We start from the raw sequence: 17,817 nt of genomic DNA, 5'->3' as shown, positions 1-17,817 counted from the left end.
AACACCTCCAGTGTTCTCGACCTGTTATTATACCACGGTTCAAACAAACAGTCACCCAATGAAACCATGCCTGGCTGCAACTCATTTTACCTGCACACCTAGATATGTCCATTGAAAAACCGTCGGCCGTGGTGGCCGACGGTCAAAACATTCATAACCGATGTGTGGACAACGAACCCCGTGTGGTGAAAAAATCAGCTGCCACCCTGTGTTTGCGTTGTACTGCTCGGTACTTCACTTGGGCTGGCAATCAACCATTTACCATCCACTTTTTTGACATACAATGCGCCGCCAGATTCATTGGAAAACTGAACCTCGGCCAAATCCCCCTTTTGATTGAGGAGGTGATAAGACGCTTCAGCAGGGTCAATAGAACTTTTGAACGAGAATAACGTCCCATGCCAACCAGCCTGATTTTGAAATGTCGGCGTCAGCAGTTTGTACGCACTATCATACTGATTCAGTTCCACAAACCCGACAAAACGCTGTACCGTATTCACTGGCGTATTCGTTTGCTTTATGACTGGACGAAGCAGGAAAAAGCTGCCGAACAACAAAACTAAAAGGACAATCACCAAGACGATAAAATGATTGGTTTTTATCCGTCGACGGCGCGCTGCAATGGTATCAGCGTTCATAGCTAACCTCCAAATGAGGAAATATGCCATCTTCTGGCCTGTATAAAACCCAACGTTCCTTTACCTGTCATTGCATCAAATCGACACCAAGCTGGCTCAACTGTTGTTGCAACAATTTCTGCTCCGCTGGCGTCAGCATCTTGTGCACATCAGCCAAAGCACTTTCCAGCAAAGCGACATCATTTTTGCCAAACGCCTGCTGTCCCTTGAAGTTTTCCGCGAGCCAAGCTCTGTCGCTGGCGGACAACTTGCTGTCGATGACGGTGCTCAACTGCTGCTCAGCTTGTGCAGGCGGCTCTTTTTCCAGCGTATTGACAATCTTCGTCCAATCCGCTGGCGTCAATTTGCTGAATAAGGTTTTTACAATGTCGAGCAAGCGCGCGTCATTCACGCTGCCGAGTTTCAGATCACTCGACGTTGATGAATGAGCGGCAGTCGGCTGCAAGTGGCTCGCATCACTCGAACTCTGTTGCGCCATTGCCGCCAATACGCCACTTGACGTCTTTTCACCCGTTGGACTGCGATGCTGCTGCACCCACTGTCCAACGCGATGAAACGCTTGAGAAATTTGTTGGTCTAGTCCCTTTTCTTGATGTGTATTCAAATCATGAATATAGGTTCCAACGGTGAACGTGGTAAATAGACCAATCGCCACCAATGCCACCGCTTCAACTGTTCGATTCCGCACGCATGGTCACATCCTCTCAGATGTCAGTATGACCATGCACGTGGAAACTAAAACCAACGAAAAATCCCCACAACATCAATCAAAACACGATCCATGCTTATTTGCGCAACCAAGCACCGAGTGCATGGAAGGTGGTTTGGCGGTTCATTGCCGCGATGGACGTGGTCAACGGAATGCCTTTCGGACATACCTGCACACAGTTCTGCGCATTGCCGCATTCCTCAAGACCGCCGTCGCCCATCAGCGCCTGCAGCCTGTCTTCTTTGTGCATTGCGCCCGTCGGATGCATGTTGAACAAGCGCGCCTGCGAAATCGCAAACGGCCCAATAAACGACGATTTGTCATTTACGTTCGGGCAAGCCTCGACACATGCGCCACATGTGAAACAGCGTGACAGCTCATATGCGGTTTGTTGATCGCGCTCCGACATCCGCGGCCCGGGTCCCAAATCATACGTACCGTCAATCGGCACCCAAGCTTTAACGCGTTTGAGCGCGTCAAACATGCGGCTGCGATCCACCACCAAGTCACGGACAACGGGGAACGTCCGCATCGGTTTAATCGTGATGGGCTGCTCCAGTTGATCCACCAATGCCGTACAAGCTTGGCGTGGTTTGCCGTTGATGACCATTGTGCAGGCGCCGCAAATTTCTTCCAGACAGTTCATTTCCCAAGTCACCGGTGCAACATCTTCACCGGCCTTGTTCTTTGGTGTGCGTTGAATCTCCATCAAACAGGCGATGACGTTCATGTTCTTGACATAAGGAATGACAAACTCTTCTCTATACGGCCGTGATTGCGGATCTTTTTGTCGTTCAATCACGAGATGAACAGTACGTGTCGCCTGTGCTGTTGCTTCACTGCTTACGCTCATTGTGATGACGCCTCCTTGCTCACGGCGTAATTCCGCAAACGCGGTTTAATCAATGAAACGTCAACATCTTCATAGGACAGTTGCGGCCCATCCTCAGTGAACTTCGCAATGGTCGTTTTCAGGAAACGCTCATCATCGCGATCGGGAAAATCAGGCTTGTAGTGCGCCCCGCGACTCTCATCGCGATTGAGCGCGCCCAATGTGATGACCCGTGCCATATGTAACATATTGCGTAAATGGCGGGTAAACTGGGCCATTTGGTTTTCCCAGCGGGAAGTGTCGACCATGTTGATCCGCTTCCAACGCTCCTGCAGTTCTTGGATCTTCTCATCGGTCTTTTTCAGGCGATCATTGACACGGACCACAGTGACATTCTCGTTCATCCACTGTCCGAGTTCTCGGTGCAATTGGTACGGATTTTCATCACCGGTCATGGTCAAGATGCGTTCGAAGTCATCCTGGTACTTCTTTTGATATGACTCAAACACCGATTCTGGAATGCTGTCGGTCGATTTTTTGATATTGTGCGCATAGCGAACCGCATTTGGCCCGGCCACCATGCCGCCGTAAATACAAGAGAGCAGCGAATTCGCGCCTAGCCGATTGCCGCCGTGATACTGGTATTCCGCTTCGCCTGCGGCAAACAGGCCAGGGATGTTGGTCATTTGGTCGATGTCGACCCAAAGACCGCCCATCGTATAGTGCACAGCCGGGAAAATGCGCATGGGCACTTTGCGTGGGTCATCGCCGACAAACTTCTCGTAAATATCGAGAATGTTGCCGAGTTTCACGTTCAACACGTTTGCCGGAATATGCGACAGATCTAGAAACACTTGATTGTCGCCGTCGACGCCCAAGCCCATCTCCACACAGACTTTGTGAATCGCCCGCGTAGCGATATCACGGGGAACCAAGTTGCCATATTCCGGGTACATTTCCTCAAGGAAGTACCACGGTTTCCCATCCTTGTACGTCCAGATGCGACCGCCCTCGCCGCGCGCCGACTCGGACATCAAGCGCAGCTTGTCATCTCCCGGAATGGCTGTCGGATGCACTTGAATCATCTCGCCATTGGCGTACATGACCCCTTGCTGATACAGCTCTGCACCCGCGGAACCGGTGTTGATCATTGAATTCGTGCTCTTGCCGAAGATGAGGCCATTGCCGCCTGTGCACATGACGACAGCGTCCGCCTTGAAGTAATGAATTTCCATGGAACGCAAATCTTGCGCGCAAATGCCGCGGCAAATCTGTTCATCATCCAAGACAGCGCCGAGAAAGTCCCATCCCTCAAATTTTTCAACGAGACCTTGAACTTCATAACGACGCACTTGCTCGTCCAACGCATAAAGCAACTGTTGGCCCGTGGATGCCCCAGCAAACGCGGTGCGGTGGTGCTTCGTGCCACCAAAACGCCGGAAGTCCAACAAGCCTTCAGGTGTCCGGTTGAACATGACGCCCATCCGATCCATCAAGTGGATAATGGCGGGTGCAGCTTCGCACATGCCCAGCACCTGACGTTGGTTTGCGAGAAAATCGCCGCCGTAGATGGTGTCGTCAAAATGTACCCACGGCGAATCGCCTTCACCCTTGGTGTTGACAGCGCCGTTGATTCCGCCCTGCGCGCACACAGAGTGGGACCGCTTGACGGGCACAAGTGAAAATAGCTTCACCGATGTGCCCGCTTCAGCAATTTTAATGGCGGTCATGAGGCCAGCAAGCCCACCACCTACAACGATAATGCTTTGATCTGCCATGCTAAATCCCCTTCCTTACGCTGTGTGCATGAACGCGATGAGGGATGCTACACCCATACCTGCCAACACAACAAAGATAATCATGGTCACCCAAGCCACAATACGTTGCGAACGCGCGCCGACCGTGATGCCCCAGTGAATGCAAAACGACCACAAACCATTTGCGAAGTGGAATGTCGCTGCGACAACCCCGACGATCATAAACCAGAAATACGCCGGATTTGAGACGAGATTGTGAACCATGTCAAACGTGGGCGCATTGCCGGAGAAGCGTGTCGTCCACAAGTGGAAAATGATAAACACGAATGTAATGACTCCAGTAATGCGTTGTACTGCGAACAACATGTTGCGTCCCCAAGAGTACTGACCAGCGTTGTAGCCCGATACAAAGGCCACATACAAGCCAAAGACGCCGTGATACGTGATCGGCAAGAAAATAAACACGAACTCAACAAAGTGCAGGAGCGGTATTGACTGAATCGCGTCGACCGCCTGATTAAATGCTGCCGGTCCTTGTAATACTGTCGCATTCGTAAAAAGGTGCTCCAGCAAAAACAAACCTACCGGTATGACCCCAGCTAGTGTATGTAGCCGGCGCCACAAGAACTCGTGGTTCTTGCTTTGGGCTTGTGCTACTGCCACAAGGTTGCCTCCCTTCAACTCCTACCAGTCCAATACATATGTAACGGCAGTCGCATGCGACTGCCAACCGGATAGGGTGCCCTGATTCCTTTTTAAATTTTAATGATTGAAAAGAACCGGGTCAAGAAAACAAGAAATTTAAGTGATCATTGATCCTGTGAAATAGTCGATGCGCGACCTTGATTTTGCTGTTGCCGCACGCGTTCGAGAATTTGTTCCGCCAGTTTTTCACCAATGCCAAGACTGCGGAATTCGTTGACGTCAGCGTTCACCATCGCGCGGATCGACCCAAAATGTTGCAGCATGGCCTTGCGTCTCTGCGGTCCCACACCAGGAATTTCATCGAGCAACGACACCAGCCCAGTCTTTTTGTGCGTCTGTCGATGAAACGTGATGGCGAAGCGATGCACTTCATCCTGGATGCGTTCAAGCAGATAAAATCCCTGTGAATGACGGTTGATATGGACAGGCGCCTCCAAGTCCATAAACAGCAACTGACTCGTCCTGTGACGGTCGTCCTTGACCAGCGAACAGACTGGCACATCAATGCCCAGTTCGTTTTCCAGCACATCCATCGCCGCATTCAACTGCCCGCGCCCGCCATCAATGACAATCAGATCCGGCAGCGGCTTTTCCTCGCGCAACAACCGGCTGTAGCGTCGGCGCAGCACTTCGCGCATTGAATTGTAGTCATCCGGGCCGACGACCGACTTGATTTTATACTTGCGATACTCCGCTTTTGCCGGTTTGCCATCGATGAATACAACCATCGCCGCGACAGGATCCGCCCCTTGAATGTTCGAATTGTCAAAGGATTCGATCCGCCGCGGCGTGTTGATTGCCAACAGTTCTCCCAGTTCAATCACTGCGCCTAGCGTCCTATCCATATTCCGTTCCATCAGGCGCAATTTTTCGTCAAGCGCTTGCACCGCATTTTGTGTGGCCAGATTGAGCAAATCTCGCTTTTGTCCCCGCTTCGGTTGGTTCACCTTCGCGGTCAAAATGGTCGCCAAAGCCTCACACGGCACCCCTTCCGGCAGAAGCACCTCTTTTGGCACATCCGCGCGCTCATGATAGAACTGCTCGACATAAGACATGAAATCCTCCGCTGGATCACCAAAGTGCGGCATGATGTTGACCGAACGGGCAATCAGTTTGCCCGCGCGCACATAAAACACCTGCACGGACAACAAGCCCTTTTCCGCCGCAAAACCAAATACGTCCCGTTCCACGTGATCTGGCGTCGTGATTTTCTGTTCTTCCATAACTTGCCCAATATGGCGAATTAAATCACGTAATTCTTTGGCGCGTTCAAAATTGAGTGACTCTGCAGCCGCTTCCATTTTCGTCCGCAAGTCAGCGACTACCGCCTCGTGACCGCCATTGAGGAACTGTGTGATCTCTTTGACCATCTGCTGATAGGTGCTCTGCTCCACGGGAAACTCGCAAGGAGCCAAACACTGATTGATATGGTAGTATAGGCAAACCTGTTTTTTCAGCGTCTGGCATTTGCGCAACGGATACAGACGGTCCAACAGCCGTTTGGTCGCCTGTGCGGCAAATGCGCTCGGATAGGGGCCAAAATATTTGGCGCCGTCCTTTTTAACACGGCGCACAATTTGCAGCCGCGGATGCACCTCACGGGTAATTTTGATATACGGATACGTCTTATCATCGCGCAGCATGATGTTGTACGGCGGCATATGCTGCTTGATGAGATTGCATTCCAACACCAACGCTTCGGCCACTGTATCGGTGACGATATACTCAAAGTCGGCGATATTGCCAACCAATATCTGTGTTTTCCGATCATGCGAGCCGGTAAAATAAGAACGCACACGATTTTTGAGCACTTTCGCCTTGCCAACATACAAAATTTCACCGGCCTCGCCTTTCATCAGATACACACCAGGTTTTGCCGGGAGCAAAGAGAGCTTATCTTGCAGCGTTTGTCGCAACTTCCTCACCTCTGGCCCACGCGTTATTGAACTTGAGAAACGACCAACTTTTGGCCAGACTTGCTATGTGCCGTATTATCGTCGCCTATCCACAACATGTAGGAGTCATAGACAATCAATTGTGCGACAGCATCATTCAAGTTGTTCGCAGCAACAGACGATTTATCTGGCGTCAGCGGCGCCATGGAAACCTGGAAACCTGCGTCTTTCTCCGAAGCCACGGGTGTCGTTTCCACCCACCACAAATCGCCGGTAATCCCTTGTACGGCCCAGTGCGTCTGCCCATCTACGGGCGGACCGTACAGATGTTGCAATTGGCCATTCCACGCCAAGTCATCCCATGATTCCAGATTGCCTGATGATGGACCAGATTCTGACTTGCCGACAATGCCTTGGAAAACAATGCCGTCCTGAGTGACGATTGGTGAATTCATCAACCCAAATGATGCGGGCATCTGTGTGACCTGTTTCCATGCATGGGCTGGATTGTCCCCTTGTAATTGGTATACCACAATCGGCAATCCCAAAGGTGCACCTGTTCCATCGTCAAGCGCGGATTGAACGATGATTCTGTGGTCACCAACCGCAATCGCAAAACGATTGGAGACGCCAGGTTCCGGTGTCAAAGTGTGCACAAGGCTGTACTTTTTATTCGCCTTGTCCAGCGCATAAATTTGTGTGATGTCGCCCGGTTTCTGCGTGCCGTTTGACCATGTGACGATGCCAAGCAGCCAGTGGTCCAAGGAAGCCAAGCGCCAGCTGGTGACCTGCCACCCTGCAGTCGAATTTGCGCTCTTGCCACTCACTTGCACAGGTGGCACAAGTTCAATGCGATACTGGGGACTCGCCGTTGACGACAACGCGCCACCGGATTGGGTAAACGGCACAGCAGTCACATCGATCCGCTGCAAGTTATCCTGATTTTGCACCAAACTGCCGATATATACCTGGCTGTCAGCAACAGCCACATGTTGCAAATCAATGGTTTCATCGCCATTCACGGTATAAGTCGCCACAGTTGACACAGGGAGATCTCCGGGAGATTGGGGCAGCGCTTTTTGCGTTTTGCTCGTCTGTGCGAGGTGAGCGGGGTGGACCCAAGCATACACGTCCTGACTGGCGCCATAACCAACCCCCGCCACACCGATGACGAGAACCGCCAAAGCGCCCATTTTTGTCCACAACGGTCCGAGATGTCGATGGTTCGCCTCTTCCATAGCGATGGTTGCGCGCATCATCTGCTCTGTCCGCTTGCGCAAACGTGCGGAGAAGGTTTCCATTTCCTCTTCTGCACCATTTTGCGCCTTGACGTTTGCAACCTTGTCCTGTTTCGTTTGCGCATCCAGCAGGATTTGCGTTTCCTCCGAACGCGCCAAGGTTGGGGGTGTCGAGATGAATGCATACTCCACCATCTCATCCATCCACGTGTCCAAAGAACCAGCCAAGACCTTTTTGTTTAAACGGGCAATGGCCAGCGTAAACACGTAGACAAATGCATCCTCGACGACGACAGCCGACGAATAACGAGCCAGGGCGGCTTCCCAAACCGTTTGACCGTACTCATCCAGCAACCGCTCTACCCATTGTCTGCGTTCTGAACCGCTCATTTGCTTTCGCAACTTCTGTTCTCCCCTGTTTTAGAAGCGTATCGAAATCCTCTTCTCCATCATAGCGGCAAAGGCCAAAGCGCGCACGTCATGATGAAACCCAAGTAGCACAACAAGTCGATTAAGCCTAGATAAAATAAAATGCGACTTCAGAGAGAAGTCGCATGATTTGGTGGGTCATGAAGGAATCGAACCTTCAACCTGCCGATTAAGAGTCGGATGCTCTGCCAATTGAGCTAATGACCCTCGCTGTCGTGGTGACCCTAAGGGGATTCGAACCCCTATTACCGCCGTGAGAGGGCGGCGTCCTAACCATTAGACGATAGGGCCACTGGCTGCCGAACTAGGACTCGAACCTAGACTAACTGAGTCAGAGTCAGTCGTGCTACCATTACACCATTCGGCAAAAAGAACAGCTTCGACGGTTTTAAACTATACAGGTCATTGGACAAAAAGTCAAGCGCCAATATTTAAAATCATGACTTGAACCCTATCGCTGATACTAGACAGGCGCGCATGCGCCAAAGGACCGTACATGCGCGCTTATTACAGTTAAATTGCGCTCTCTTCACTGCTTTGAATTTGCCCTTGTTCGATGCGATCCGCCGCCAATACAAGACGAGCTATACACTCATCTCGTCCAAGCAGACTCATGATGTCGAACAAACCCGCGCCAACCGTCACACCCGTCAAGGCCAGACGGGTCGGATGAATCAACTGTCCGGCCTTGACATCCAACTGCTCAATCAAGGCCCGAAAAGCTTGTTCAACCGTCTCAGTGAGATAGGGTTGAACCATCGCCAAAGCGGACGCTACGCTGCGCAAACGCTGAGCGACCGCTGGATCGACAAATTGCTTTTTGACGCCTTTGGCATCGTAAGACTCGACGGGGCGAAAATAGTAATGCATCGTCTCCAGCAGTTCATCGGCATTGCGCACTCTGCTCATCGCAAAACTCACTACGGCGCGCACCCAGGCAATTTGCGCTCTGTCCACTTCATCGGCGCGCACCCATCCCCGTGCGCTCAACATCGGCCAAATTTGCGCCAGCACCACATCCGGCGACTGCGCGCGAAAATATTGCCCGTTCATCCATTCAAGTTTTTTGACGTCGTATACCGCTGCATGTTTGGCCACCTGTTCCAAGCGAAACACGTCTATCGCAGCTTCCATCGACAAGATCTCATTGTCATCCCCCGGCGAAAAGCCGAGCAAGAGCAGATAATTGATGAGCGCTTGCGGCAAGATGCCCTGTTCGCGATATTCGGACACGCTTGTCGCGCCGTGCCGCTTGCTCAATTTGCTTCGATCCGGCGCCAGAATCATCGGCACATGCGCAAACAACGGGACATCGAACCCCAACTGTGTGAAGAGCACCACATGGCGCGGTGTATTGGATAGATGTTCTTCCGCGCGAATGATATGTGTGATATTCATCTTTGCATCGTCAACACAGGAGGCAAAATGATAAGTCGGCGTGCCATCCGCCTTCCACACAATAAAATCATCCATATCTTCATTGCGAAAAACGACGTCGCCTCGAATCAGGTCGTGTACCACCGTCTCCCCGGATTCAGGCGCACGAAGCCGATACACATGCGCTTCTCCAGCGGCAACCCGGGTGGCAGCCTCTTCTTTGGACAACGCCCGACAACGTCCGACATAGCGCGGCGCGCGCCCTTCCTTTTGGGCTCGTTCCCTGTCTTCTTGCAATATTTCAGGCGTGCAAAAACAAGGATATACACGGTCCTCCGCCTGTAAGCGAGCCAATTCTTCCTCATAGATGGACTGCCGCAAAGATTGCCGATAAGGTCCGTAAGCGCCCCCCACGTCTGGACCCTCATCCCAATTCAGCCCCAGCCAGCGCATGCTGTCCAAAATCTGCTCGTATGACGCCGCAGTGGAACGTGCTTTGTCTGTATCATCGATCCGCAATACAAACGCGCCACCTTGCTGTCTGGCGAAAAGCCAATTGAAATACGCGGTGCGGGCACCGCCAATATGCAGCGCGCCTGTTGGGCTCGGCGCAAAGCGAACACGAACTTGCTTGTCCATCATGTTCCCCCCTGAATGTCGTATTCTTGGTGTTTTCAGTCACGCAGGCGCCTGTGACGATGCATGACACAAATGATGTAATTTCCGCCTTTAGACCGGATACGGCCGTTGTCACGGAGCACACTAACCTGTGAGGTGAAGCGTATGAAAGAAAAGCAAAAAAAATTGAACGCTACACAAGACAACCTGCTTGAAAGTCCCAATTCAGGCGCGTACAATCCCGGTCCTGTCAAAGCAGGGGACAACGATTATCCAACCGCAGAGTTGGCTGGTGTGCAACAACACATTTACGATTTAGCGGTTGAAGAGTTCCCGGAAGGTCCTTATGGCGCCGCACACAACGCCGCACATTTGGGCAAAGAGACGGAATGGAAGCCAGGGCAGGCTGTATCTGGCCGTTTTCGCGACAGCAATATGATTCGATCCGACCGCACAGTCGCCACTGAAGAGGACGACTTTAAAGGACAAGCGCCAGGCAGCATCGAAGGACAGTCCTAAGTGGCCTAGTTAGCTGTCTACAGTTCCAATAAGCAACACCTGCATCGATTGCCAGCAACCCCCTCTTGTCCTACAGCGAGTCTCTGGGTAACATGTTTATGAAATCAGTCAATCTGATTGGCTACATGGCCCCCTAAACTGGTTGGTTTACCATAGGGGGCCCTTATAATGTAAATGATAGCTTGTCCGACATTCCCTTAGAATTTGTATGTACACTCAAACTGTGCTTGACGCGCGCAATGCACGCAAAGCGTTCACACAAGCCTCATTGTCCTCTGGAATGCCAAAAGTGACCCGCACATATGCTTCTAAACCAGGATACCCAGCACGAACTAAAATGCCCTGCTCCATCAGCAATTCAAATGTCTTTCGCCCATCGCCAACTTCAATCAGCGCAAAATTCCCTTGTGATGGGACCATATGCAAGCCCACATCAGCCAAGGACGCAAACAACACGCGACTGTCTGCCGCCAGTTGCCGCGAGCGCGCAACGTGCTCAACGTCATTTAATGCAGCTGCAGCCCCGCGTTGCGCCACGCGATTGACGTTGAATGGCTCCCGTACACGATTGACATACGACCAAATGGCCTCGTTGCCAAGCGCGTAGCCCACACGCAACCCAGCCAAACCGTACAACTTGGAAAACGTGTGGAGATAAGCGACATTGGGATATGAAAGCGCGTCCGCCGTCACCGTAAACCGCGTTTCATCTGTCGCATAGTTGTCATATGCCAAATCGACGATGACAAATACGTGCTCGGGCAGCCGATCCATCAACCAGTCGAACTCCGCTTGTTTGAGCACAGTGCCTGTCGGATTGTTCGGCGTACACAGGTACAAAAGCTTTGTCTTCGGACCGATTGCCGCCAGCATCGCTTCGACATCGTAGCTGAAATCGGCCATGAGCGGCACGTTTACCACTTTGGCACGCATTAGCGCCGCACCAAAACTGTACTGTGAGAACGACGGAAATGGCACGACAATTTCATCATCAGCGTCTAAAAATGTCTCAGACAATAGCTTGATGATGTCATCCGAGCCGTTGCCCGCCATCACCTGCGCTGTCCCCACACCGCTGTGACGAGCGATGGCCTCGCGCAAGAGTTCGCTGCCGCCATCCGGATACAAGTGCAGTTTGTGCAGTTCTTCACCAATCGCGCGAACAGCCAGTGGCGACGGTCCCAACGCGTTTTCATTTGCGTTCAACTTGACCAGCCGCGCAAGTCCAAATTGTTTGCGCAGTTGATCATCCGTGATCCCTGGTTGGTATGGTTCAATGTGTTTGAGGTTCGAGCGCACACGTACGTCTGTGTTAAAAATGAGGGACCCCTCCTACCATCACTGTGATAAGCAACTATACACCGGAAATTATCAGCCATTTTACCACGCTTTACAGACCGCCGTCATCTGTGACCTCTTGCTCGCTTTCTTGCGGCGCTTTTTGGCTGTCTGTCGCGATGGATTGGCCAAGCCCAGCCGACAGCGCAAACTTCCACGCCTGTTCGACAGTCATATCGACAGCGCGAATGCGCTCTTTTGCGACAATGGCGGTCACACCGGCAAACTGAAAGGCGTTTGGCAAGTAAACCGAGACGTGATTGCCCTCTGGATCCATCGTCGCCGGCAATTGTTCTGCCGTCATAAACCCAAGCACGAGCGCGCGTTCATCCGGCCACTGAACAAGCACTGGCTGTTGAAACGCGCTGCGACGGCCAACCACCCGCGCCAGTAGATCTTTCGCCATCGTATACAGGGACTTGACCACCGGTATTCGCTTAAACAGCGCATCGGCCCATGTGAGCATCACCCGGCTGATGTAAATGCGCGTCATCAAGCCGACAAACGTAATGGCGGCCAAAACCAGCACAAAGCCCAATCCGGGCACCCGCCAGCCAATCCAAGTGATGTATTGGCCAACCAGCGCATCCACTTGATTGACGACAAAGACCACGACCCAGATGGCAAACAGAAACGGCAACACAGTAGCGAGACCAATGCCAAAGTGCTTTACCGTTTGGCGGATGACAAATTTCATGAAATGCTCGCTCCTTACATGTTACACACTTGGCAATACATAAAAACCAACGGCCAATACCAGATAAGCGCCCACGGCCATCGCGCCTTCGAGCCAGTTTGACTCCCCGTCCAGCATTAGGACGACCACCAACAGGACAGCGGCGACCATACTGACCAGTTCCGGCCAGGAGAAGACCAGTTGAAATGGATGGCCGACGCACAGTCCGACAAAGAACAGCACCGGCGCGATGAACATGGCCACTTGCAAAGTACTTCCGACAGCGATCTCGACCGATAAGTCCATCCGATTCTTCCATGCCATCCAAACGGCAGAGGCGTGTTCGGCGGCATTGCCGATGATGGCGACGACGACGACACCAATAAAAATCTCACTCCACCCGAGATGTGTTGCAATCGCCTTGACATTGCCCACAAGCCAGTCACTCTCCACGCTGACCAGGACAGTGGCGACCAACAGCAGCGTGACAGCGGGCCAAAAACGATGTTCCACCGTATCCTCTTCCGTTGCCTCATCCTCGATATAAGCGAACACTTCACGGTGGGTGAACAGACTAAACAGCAGCCCCATGAGATAGATGAGCAGCGATACTGCCGCCACGCCAAAAGAGAGAATATATGGCGCTTTGAGCGGCGCTTGGGCGAAGATGCTCGGCACCACAAAGGCGATGCCGACACCCAACATCAACATGGAAGAATTGCTGCGCGCCACGCGGATGTTGAAGTATTGAATGGGGTGGCGAATCCCCCCGACAAAGAAGCTCAATCCCAATACAAACAACAAATTGCCGATGATGGACCCCGTGATGGAGGCCTTCACCAGTCCAGACAGCCCCTCGCTGATGGAAAAAATACCGATGATCAGTTCAACCGCGTTGCCAAATGTGGCAGACAACAGTCCGCCCAACCGCGGCCCCGCATGGCCCGCAATCGCCTCGGTCGCATGACCCATCATTGCTGCCAAGGGAATGATGGCGATGGCGCAAACAAAAAACTGCAGGATCGTATTTAAGCCGCTAAATTTTGCGATTCCGCTCAAAATAACGAACACAACTGCCAAGATACTCATCCAGCGATTCAACCTGTCCCACACCTACTTTTCCAATTTTGCAAACGCCGCACAGAGGCGCGCGTTTCCGTACTTTTCCATCCTTCTGTTCTGCTGCGATCCCGGCAAATCGCTCAATGTATGTGATACAATGACACAAGACTTCGCCTGGTGCAAAGAGGTGTTTTTATGTATCACTTTCCCAAAGTGAAGATGTTGCGTGGCGAACTGAAACGGAGCGAAATTCGCCACGGCACAAAGTATCAATTGACCACCAAAGAGTTTATCCAACAACGCGGCCAGACAACATACCGCATTGCCCTAGATCACATTATTGGCTTTGTTGAATGCGATGACAAGGAAATCATCAATCATGCGCATCGCCTGCTTGGATCCAGTCGGGATCCATATGGACGCGCCTATAAAATTGTAGCAAATATCGTGCACTTGGTGTCGCCATCCGGCGTGATCGAACAAGTGCACGTGACTTTTTACACGCGGTTGTCGCGCACATTTGCGCAACAATTGGAGAACTTTCTGCGCGCTGCGTCTTAAAGTGGATGGCAGGCGCATTTGAACGGCAACCACCGACTTTTCAAATTCAGTTGCACGATCACAACGCAAAAAATGCAGGCACAGTCTTCATGCTGCACCCGCATTTTGAGTGCGAATGGAAGCGTCTCCGGCAACTCAAAAATCGCGCCAGTCCTCTTCGGATTCGGAGTCTTTTCGTTTTTTGCGCCGAATAAAGCGAATCAGATAACGCACGAAGAGAATCAGGGCGCAGACTGCAATGATGCCGTAGGCGACCCACATCGCCCAAGAAAAATGAAACTGATGTTTGAACCATGTCGCCAATTCATAGGCGGCAATGCCGATGGCCGCAAACATCCAGTCTGGAAAACCGTAGCTCATATCCAACCTCCGTTGTAACCAAAACGCCTGGTGAATCCTCGGATCTTTTACATCATAGCATGAATTGGCGCAAGGAGCGCACTCATCGATGTTTTGACCCGAGCGAGCGCCGCATTTTATAATAGAAGTCAGAAGAGGCCGTCCGCAAATGACGCCCCACTTTTCACAAGCACTGTATCAATACATATTGGAGATGACCATATGGCTAGCACTGGATTACACGCAGTCCAATGTCAAAACTGCAACGGAACTTGGTTTCGCGAAGAACGGATTGTGCAATTGGACGCATCGGTTGTCATTCGCGCAAATTTGCCGCTGGCGGCGCAAACTGTTTCCGAGGTATATCAGTACGTCTGTACGACATGTAACACGGTCTGTGAACACGAATGGTCGCACGAAGACGCAAAAAAAGCCTGACTGTCTTGCAGTTTACTTCATTGCCATCTCAGGACTGAAAAAAGACATCGCCATTGCGGTGTCTTTTTTCATGCATCATGCCAGTTATCAAGCTGTGATTTGCAAACATTTGTATAATATTGGCGGCAGACTCAGACAATACGGTTAATCAGTTTGCGATTGGAGTGATTTGCCGATGTCGGAGCGGCCTCACCGCGAGAAATCATCTCGCTTGACGAAATACGTCATACGGTTTTGCAGTGTGATAGGCGGATTCGTCGTCTTAGGCGGTGTTGGCGCATATGGTGCAACACATCTGCCGCTCGCTCATTCGCACGTGCAAGCGGCACACCTCAAACATATGCTGCCGCCTGACCCAGACCGGGAGACCATACTGCTCATTGGCACAGATGCGAGAATTGGAGATCCACTCGGCAATTCAGACGTGTTGTGTGTGGTCAGCTTGGACGATAAACACCGACGCGTCGAGATGATGTCCATTCCGCGCGACACACAAGTCGCATTCCCCGATGGACGATACCATAAAATCAACGATGCTTTACTGCAAGGCGGGCCCAGCTTGACCTTGCAAATGGTGGAAAATCTGATTGGCCTGCCTGTAGATCACTATGCTGTCACCCGTTTTGACGGTCTCGTCAACACGATCAATCGCATCGGCGGCATTGATATCAATGTTCCAGCCCGTATGCACTACTACACAGGAGACAAACAGTACGGTGTCATCGACCTCAAACCTGGCCAGCAACATCTGAACGGTGAACAGGCACTGGCATTTGTTCGCTTTCGCCATGACGCGCTGGGTGATATCGGTCGCACAGAGCGACAACAGGCATTCCTGACGGCGTTGAAACAGCAATTGCTGCGACCAGCGACCATTCCCAAACTACCAGGACTCCTCACTGCCGTTTCACGCAGCGTGGACAGCGACATGACATTGGTGGATATGGGACGGTTGGCCAGTCAAGCGCAAAAATATGCTGGCTACAAGACCATCCACGAAACACTGCCCGGTTCATTTCACGATCCGAATCCAAACGTGCCCAACGATTTAAGTTACTGGGTCGTCAATCCGCGGCAGGCCCGCTATGCGGCAAAGCAATTCTTTGCAGACGGCATCGTTCAGCAGAATCCGGTGCAGGACCCGGCGCAAACCCATACCTGGACGTATCCGAAGCTGGACAAAGACAAGTGACTCAATGCCAGGGGTGAATCGGACCAACCTTGCGCTTTTCGCGCGTGATCACAATTTTTTTGCGCGCATCAGCGTTGGCGTCCCGCCAGGTCAACCGGTTATTCATGGTGTACGACCAAAGTGTCGCGAGCAAGATGCCGACCGTCTGCCCGATGGGCACAGGGACAAAAAAACTGCTCAACGTATGCATCACCAGTGTGGTAATGGCAATGCCCACTATAGAAATACAGACAAACAACGGCAACTTCGTGTTCCATTTGCGCTGGGTGCCCACATCCTGCCAAGTGATCTGATCATTCCATATGTAGTTGCTCAACATCGCCGCAAGCGAAGCAATCACAGAGGCAAACACATCTTGAACGGCCAAGGTGTATTTTAAAACACACAATACGGCAATGTTGACGACCACGCCGGTGACGCCAACCACGCAAAACAGCCAAAAACGCCTATCTTCCGGGATCTGCGACACCAGCCGCAAAATGTGACGAAGATAGTTGGCCTGCTCCTTCAAACTCATTTTGGACTCTCCGGCATCGCGCGCGAGAAACGTATAGGGAATTTCATGAACCGTGCGATAGTCGCCTTTTGCTAAAATTTCAATTAATATCTTCCAGCCAATCGGATCTAACGCCGCATGCTCAACAACCTTGCGTTGAAAGCCAAAAAAACCACTTGTACAATCCGTAATTCTGCGCAGCCGCCGCAGCATCACTTGGCCAATGGAACGAGCCGCAAAGGAGATGAACTTGCGAAGTGGACCTAGTCCCCCATCTGATCCACCAGGCACAAAACGACTCGGTATGACGATATCGCTGCCATGGCGCAACCGTTTATAGATTTTTGGGAGCAGATCCGGCGGATGCTGCAAATCCGCGTCCATCACGATGATGTACTCCCCTGTTGCCCGAGCAAAGCCAGCAACTACGGCGCTGGCCAGTCCACGCGCATGGTCGCGATGATACACATGGACCTGCTCGTCCATTTCCACGATATGCGCAAGCACCTCGACCGTATCATCTGTGCTGTCATCGACAAACCAGATTTCATAGTCGATCATCAGCGCGTCTAACGCTTGATGAATTCGCTCAACCAAGTGTCTGATATTGTCACGTTCATTGTACGAAGGGATCACAATACTCAAATCCACACACACAACTCCTCGTGATTGTCCAGAGTGGAACCCGTACCGCGGCAAAGAGAGGCGAACGCCCCTCTTTACTTCAAGTTATGGCCACCAATAACCGAGATAGGACTCATGCAGCCAATTGGCCATTTGAGCTGGATTCGTGAACGGATAATAAGGCGCTAATGCCGGATAACTTTGCGTAAACAAACCAGGTTCACTCGTTGGTGTCGATTCACGCAACCACCAAGACAAAATTTCGTGTTCATCCACAGAATGCCACAATGGCTCCTCGCTATCCTCATACCAGCGATAGGCCTGCTCCATCATCAACGGCACGCGTTGTGTCACCATCGATCCCCCCTTGTCAT

The 17,817-nt window shown here is 51.8% G+C and carries 18 protein-coding genes and 3 tRNA genes; 4 read left to right on the top strand and 17 right to left on the bottom strand.

What is annotated here, in order from left to right; all coding sequences use genetic code 11:
• Window positions 1-194: 194 nt before the first annotated feature.
• From ACFSB2_RS09475 to gltX, 11 genes are all read right to left on the bottom strand, one after another.
• Window positions 195-638: a hypothetical protein gene (locus ACFSB2_RS09475; RefSeq protein ID WP_377942795.1), complete on the bottom strand. Its 444-nt coding sequence runs from the start codon at window positions 636-638 to the stop codon at window positions 195-197.
• A 67-nt stretch (window positions 639-705) separates the two neighbouring features.
• Complete coding sequence (locus tag ACFSB2_RS09470) at window positions 706-1,326, bottom strand: hypothetical protein (protein WP_377942794.1); 621 nt, start codon at window positions 1,324-1,326, stop codon at window positions 706-708.
• A 97-nt stretch (window positions 1,327-1,423) separates the two neighbouring features.
• Window positions 1,424-2,200, bottom strand: a complete 777-nt coding sequence (gene sdhB, locus ACFSB2_RS09465; protein ID WP_377942793.1) for a succinate dehydrogenase iron-sulfur subunit — start codon at window positions 2,198-2,200, stop codon at window positions 1,424-1,426.
• Window positions 2,197-3,957 carry a succinate dehydrogenase flavoprotein subunit gene (sdhA, locus tag ACFSB2_RS09460; protein ID WP_377942792.1) on the bottom strand — a complete coding sequence of 587 codons (1,761 nt, stop codon included), beginning with the start codon at window positions 3,955-3,957 and terminating at the stop codon, window positions 2,197-2,199. The genes sdhB and sdhA overlap by 4 nt, the downstream gene beginning before the upstream one ends.
• A 15-nt stretch (window positions 3,958-3,972) precedes the next feature.
• On the bottom strand, window positions 3,973-4,599 hold the full coding sequence (locus ACFSB2_RS09455) for a succinate dehydrogenase cytochrome b558 subunit (RefSeq protein ID WP_377942791.1): 627 nt from the start codon (window positions 4,597-4,599) through the stop codon (window positions 3,973-3,975).
• Between the two features lie 146 nt (window positions 4,600-4,745).
• Window positions 4,746-6,557, bottom strand: a complete 1,812-nt coding sequence (gene uvrC, locus ACFSB2_RS09450; RefSeq protein WP_377942993.1) for an excinuclease ABC subunit UvrC — start codon at window positions 6,555-6,557, stop codon at window positions 4,746-4,748.
• A 23-nt stretch (window positions 6,558-6,580) separates the two neighbouring features.
• Window positions 6,581-8,176, bottom strand: a complete 1,596-nt coding sequence (locus ACFSB2_RS09445) for a hypothetical protein (RefSeq protein WP_377942790.1) — start codon at window positions 8,174-8,176, stop codon at window positions 6,581-6,583.
• 158 nt (window positions 8,177-8,334) lie between these two features.
• Window positions 8,335-8,410, bottom strand: a tRNA-Lys gene (locus ACFSB2_RS09440).
• Window positions 8,411-8,419: 9 nt separating this feature from the next.
• Window positions 8,420-8,494: transfer RNA gene (locus ACFSB2_RS09435), tRNA-Glu, on the bottom strand.
• A gap of 2 nt (window positions 8,495-8,496) precedes the next feature.
• A tRNA-Gln gene (locus ACFSB2_RS09430) sits at window positions 8,497-8,570 on the bottom strand.
• Window positions 8,571-8,716: 146 nt separating this feature from the next.
• A complete protein-coding gene (gene gltX, locus ACFSB2_RS09425; RefSeq protein ID WP_377942789.1) occupies window positions 8,717-10,219 on the bottom strand; it encodes a glutamate--tRNA ligase in 1,503 nt (500 codons plus the stop codon).
• Window positions 10,220-10,363: 144 nt separating this feature from the next.
• Between gltX and ACFSB2_RS09420 the strand changes: the two genes are divergently transcribed.
• Entirely contained in the window at window positions 10,364-10,717 is a 354-nt protein-coding gene (locus tag ACFSB2_RS09420) for a hypothetical protein (protein WP_377942788.1), read from the top strand.
• Between the two features lie 216 nt (window positions 10,718-10,933).
• Here ACFSB2_RS09420 and hisC read toward each other — a convergent pair whose 3' ends face one another.
• From hisC to cax, 3 genes are all read right to left on the bottom strand, one after another.
• Complete coding sequence (hisC, locus tag ACFSB2_RS09415) at window positions 10,934-12,016, bottom strand: histidinol-phosphate transaminase (RefSeq protein ID WP_377942787.1); 1,083 nt, start codon at window positions 12,014-12,016, stop codon at window positions 10,934-10,936.
• A 91-nt stretch (window positions 12,017-12,107) separates the two neighbouring features.
• Window positions 12,108-12,752 (bottom strand): DUF502 domain-containing protein, encoded by a 645-nt coding sequence (locus ACFSB2_RS09410; protein WP_377942786.1) that lies wholly within the window; start codon window positions 12,750-12,752, stop codon window positions 12,108-12,110.
• 21 nt (window positions 12,753-12,773) lie between these two features.
• A complete protein-coding gene (gene cax / locus ACFSB2_RS09405) occupies window positions 12,774-13,820 on the bottom strand; it encodes a calcium/proton exchanger (protein WP_377942785.1) in 1,047 nt (348 codons plus the stop codon).
• Window positions 13,821-13,988: 168 nt separating this feature from the next.
• Between cax and ACFSB2_RS09400 the strand changes: the two genes are divergently transcribed.
• On the top strand, window positions 13,989-14,354 hold the full coding sequence (locus ACFSB2_RS09400) for a hypothetical protein (RefSeq protein WP_377942784.1): 366 nt from the start codon (window positions 13,989-13,991) through the stop codon (window positions 14,352-14,354).
• A 135-nt stretch (window positions 14,355-14,489) separates the two neighbouring features.
• Here ACFSB2_RS09400 and ACFSB2_RS09395 read toward each other — a convergent pair whose 3' ends face one another.
• Complete coding sequence (locus ACFSB2_RS09395; RefSeq protein WP_377942783.1) at window positions 14,490-14,714, bottom strand: hypothetical protein; 225 nt, start codon at window positions 14,712-14,714, stop codon at window positions 14,490-14,492.
• Window positions 14,715-14,862: 148 nt separating this feature from the next.
• Here ACFSB2_RS09395 and ACFSB2_RS09390 point away from each other — a divergent pair, with 148 nt between their 5' ends.
• The gene (locus ACFSB2_RS09390) at window positions 14,863-15,279 is read left to right on the top strand and encodes a hypothetical protein (RefSeq protein WP_377942782.1); all 417 of its coding nucleotides are present in this window, start codon (window positions 14,863-14,865) and stop codon (window positions 15,277-15,279) included.
• 27 nt (window positions 15,280-15,306) lie between these two features.
• On the top strand, window positions 15,307-16,323 hold the full coding sequence (locus ACFSB2_RS09385; RefSeq protein ID WP_377942781.1) for an LCP family protein: 1,017 nt from the start codon (window positions 15,307-15,309) through the stop codon (window positions 16,321-16,323).
• Window position 16,324: 1 nt separating this feature from the next.
• Here ACFSB2_RS09385 and ACFSB2_RS09380 read toward each other — a convergent pair whose 3' ends face one another.
• The gene (locus ACFSB2_RS09380) at window positions 16,325-17,470 is read right to left on the bottom strand and encodes a glycosyltransferase (RefSeq protein WP_377942780.1); all 1,146 of its coding nucleotides are present in this window, start codon (window positions 17,468-17,470) and stop codon (window positions 16,325-16,327) included.
• A gap of 78 nt (window positions 17,471-17,548) precedes the next feature.
• Window positions 17,549-17,797: a hypothetical protein gene (locus ACFSB2_RS09375; protein ID WP_377942779.1), complete on the bottom strand. Its 249-nt coding sequence runs from the start codon at window positions 17,795-17,797 to the stop codon at window positions 17,549-17,551.
• Window positions 17,798-17,817 lie beyond the last annotated feature (20 nt).

Origin of the sequence: Alicyclobacillus fodiniaquatilis, from assembly GCF_042678105.1 — a bacterium.
GTDB lineage: Bacteria > Bacillota > Bacilli > Alicyclobacillales > Alicyclobacillaceae > Alicyclobacillus > Alicyclobacillus fodiniaquatilis.
Note: the sequence above shows the minus strand (reverse complement) of the source record. Positions and strands in the feature narration are given on the sequence as shown.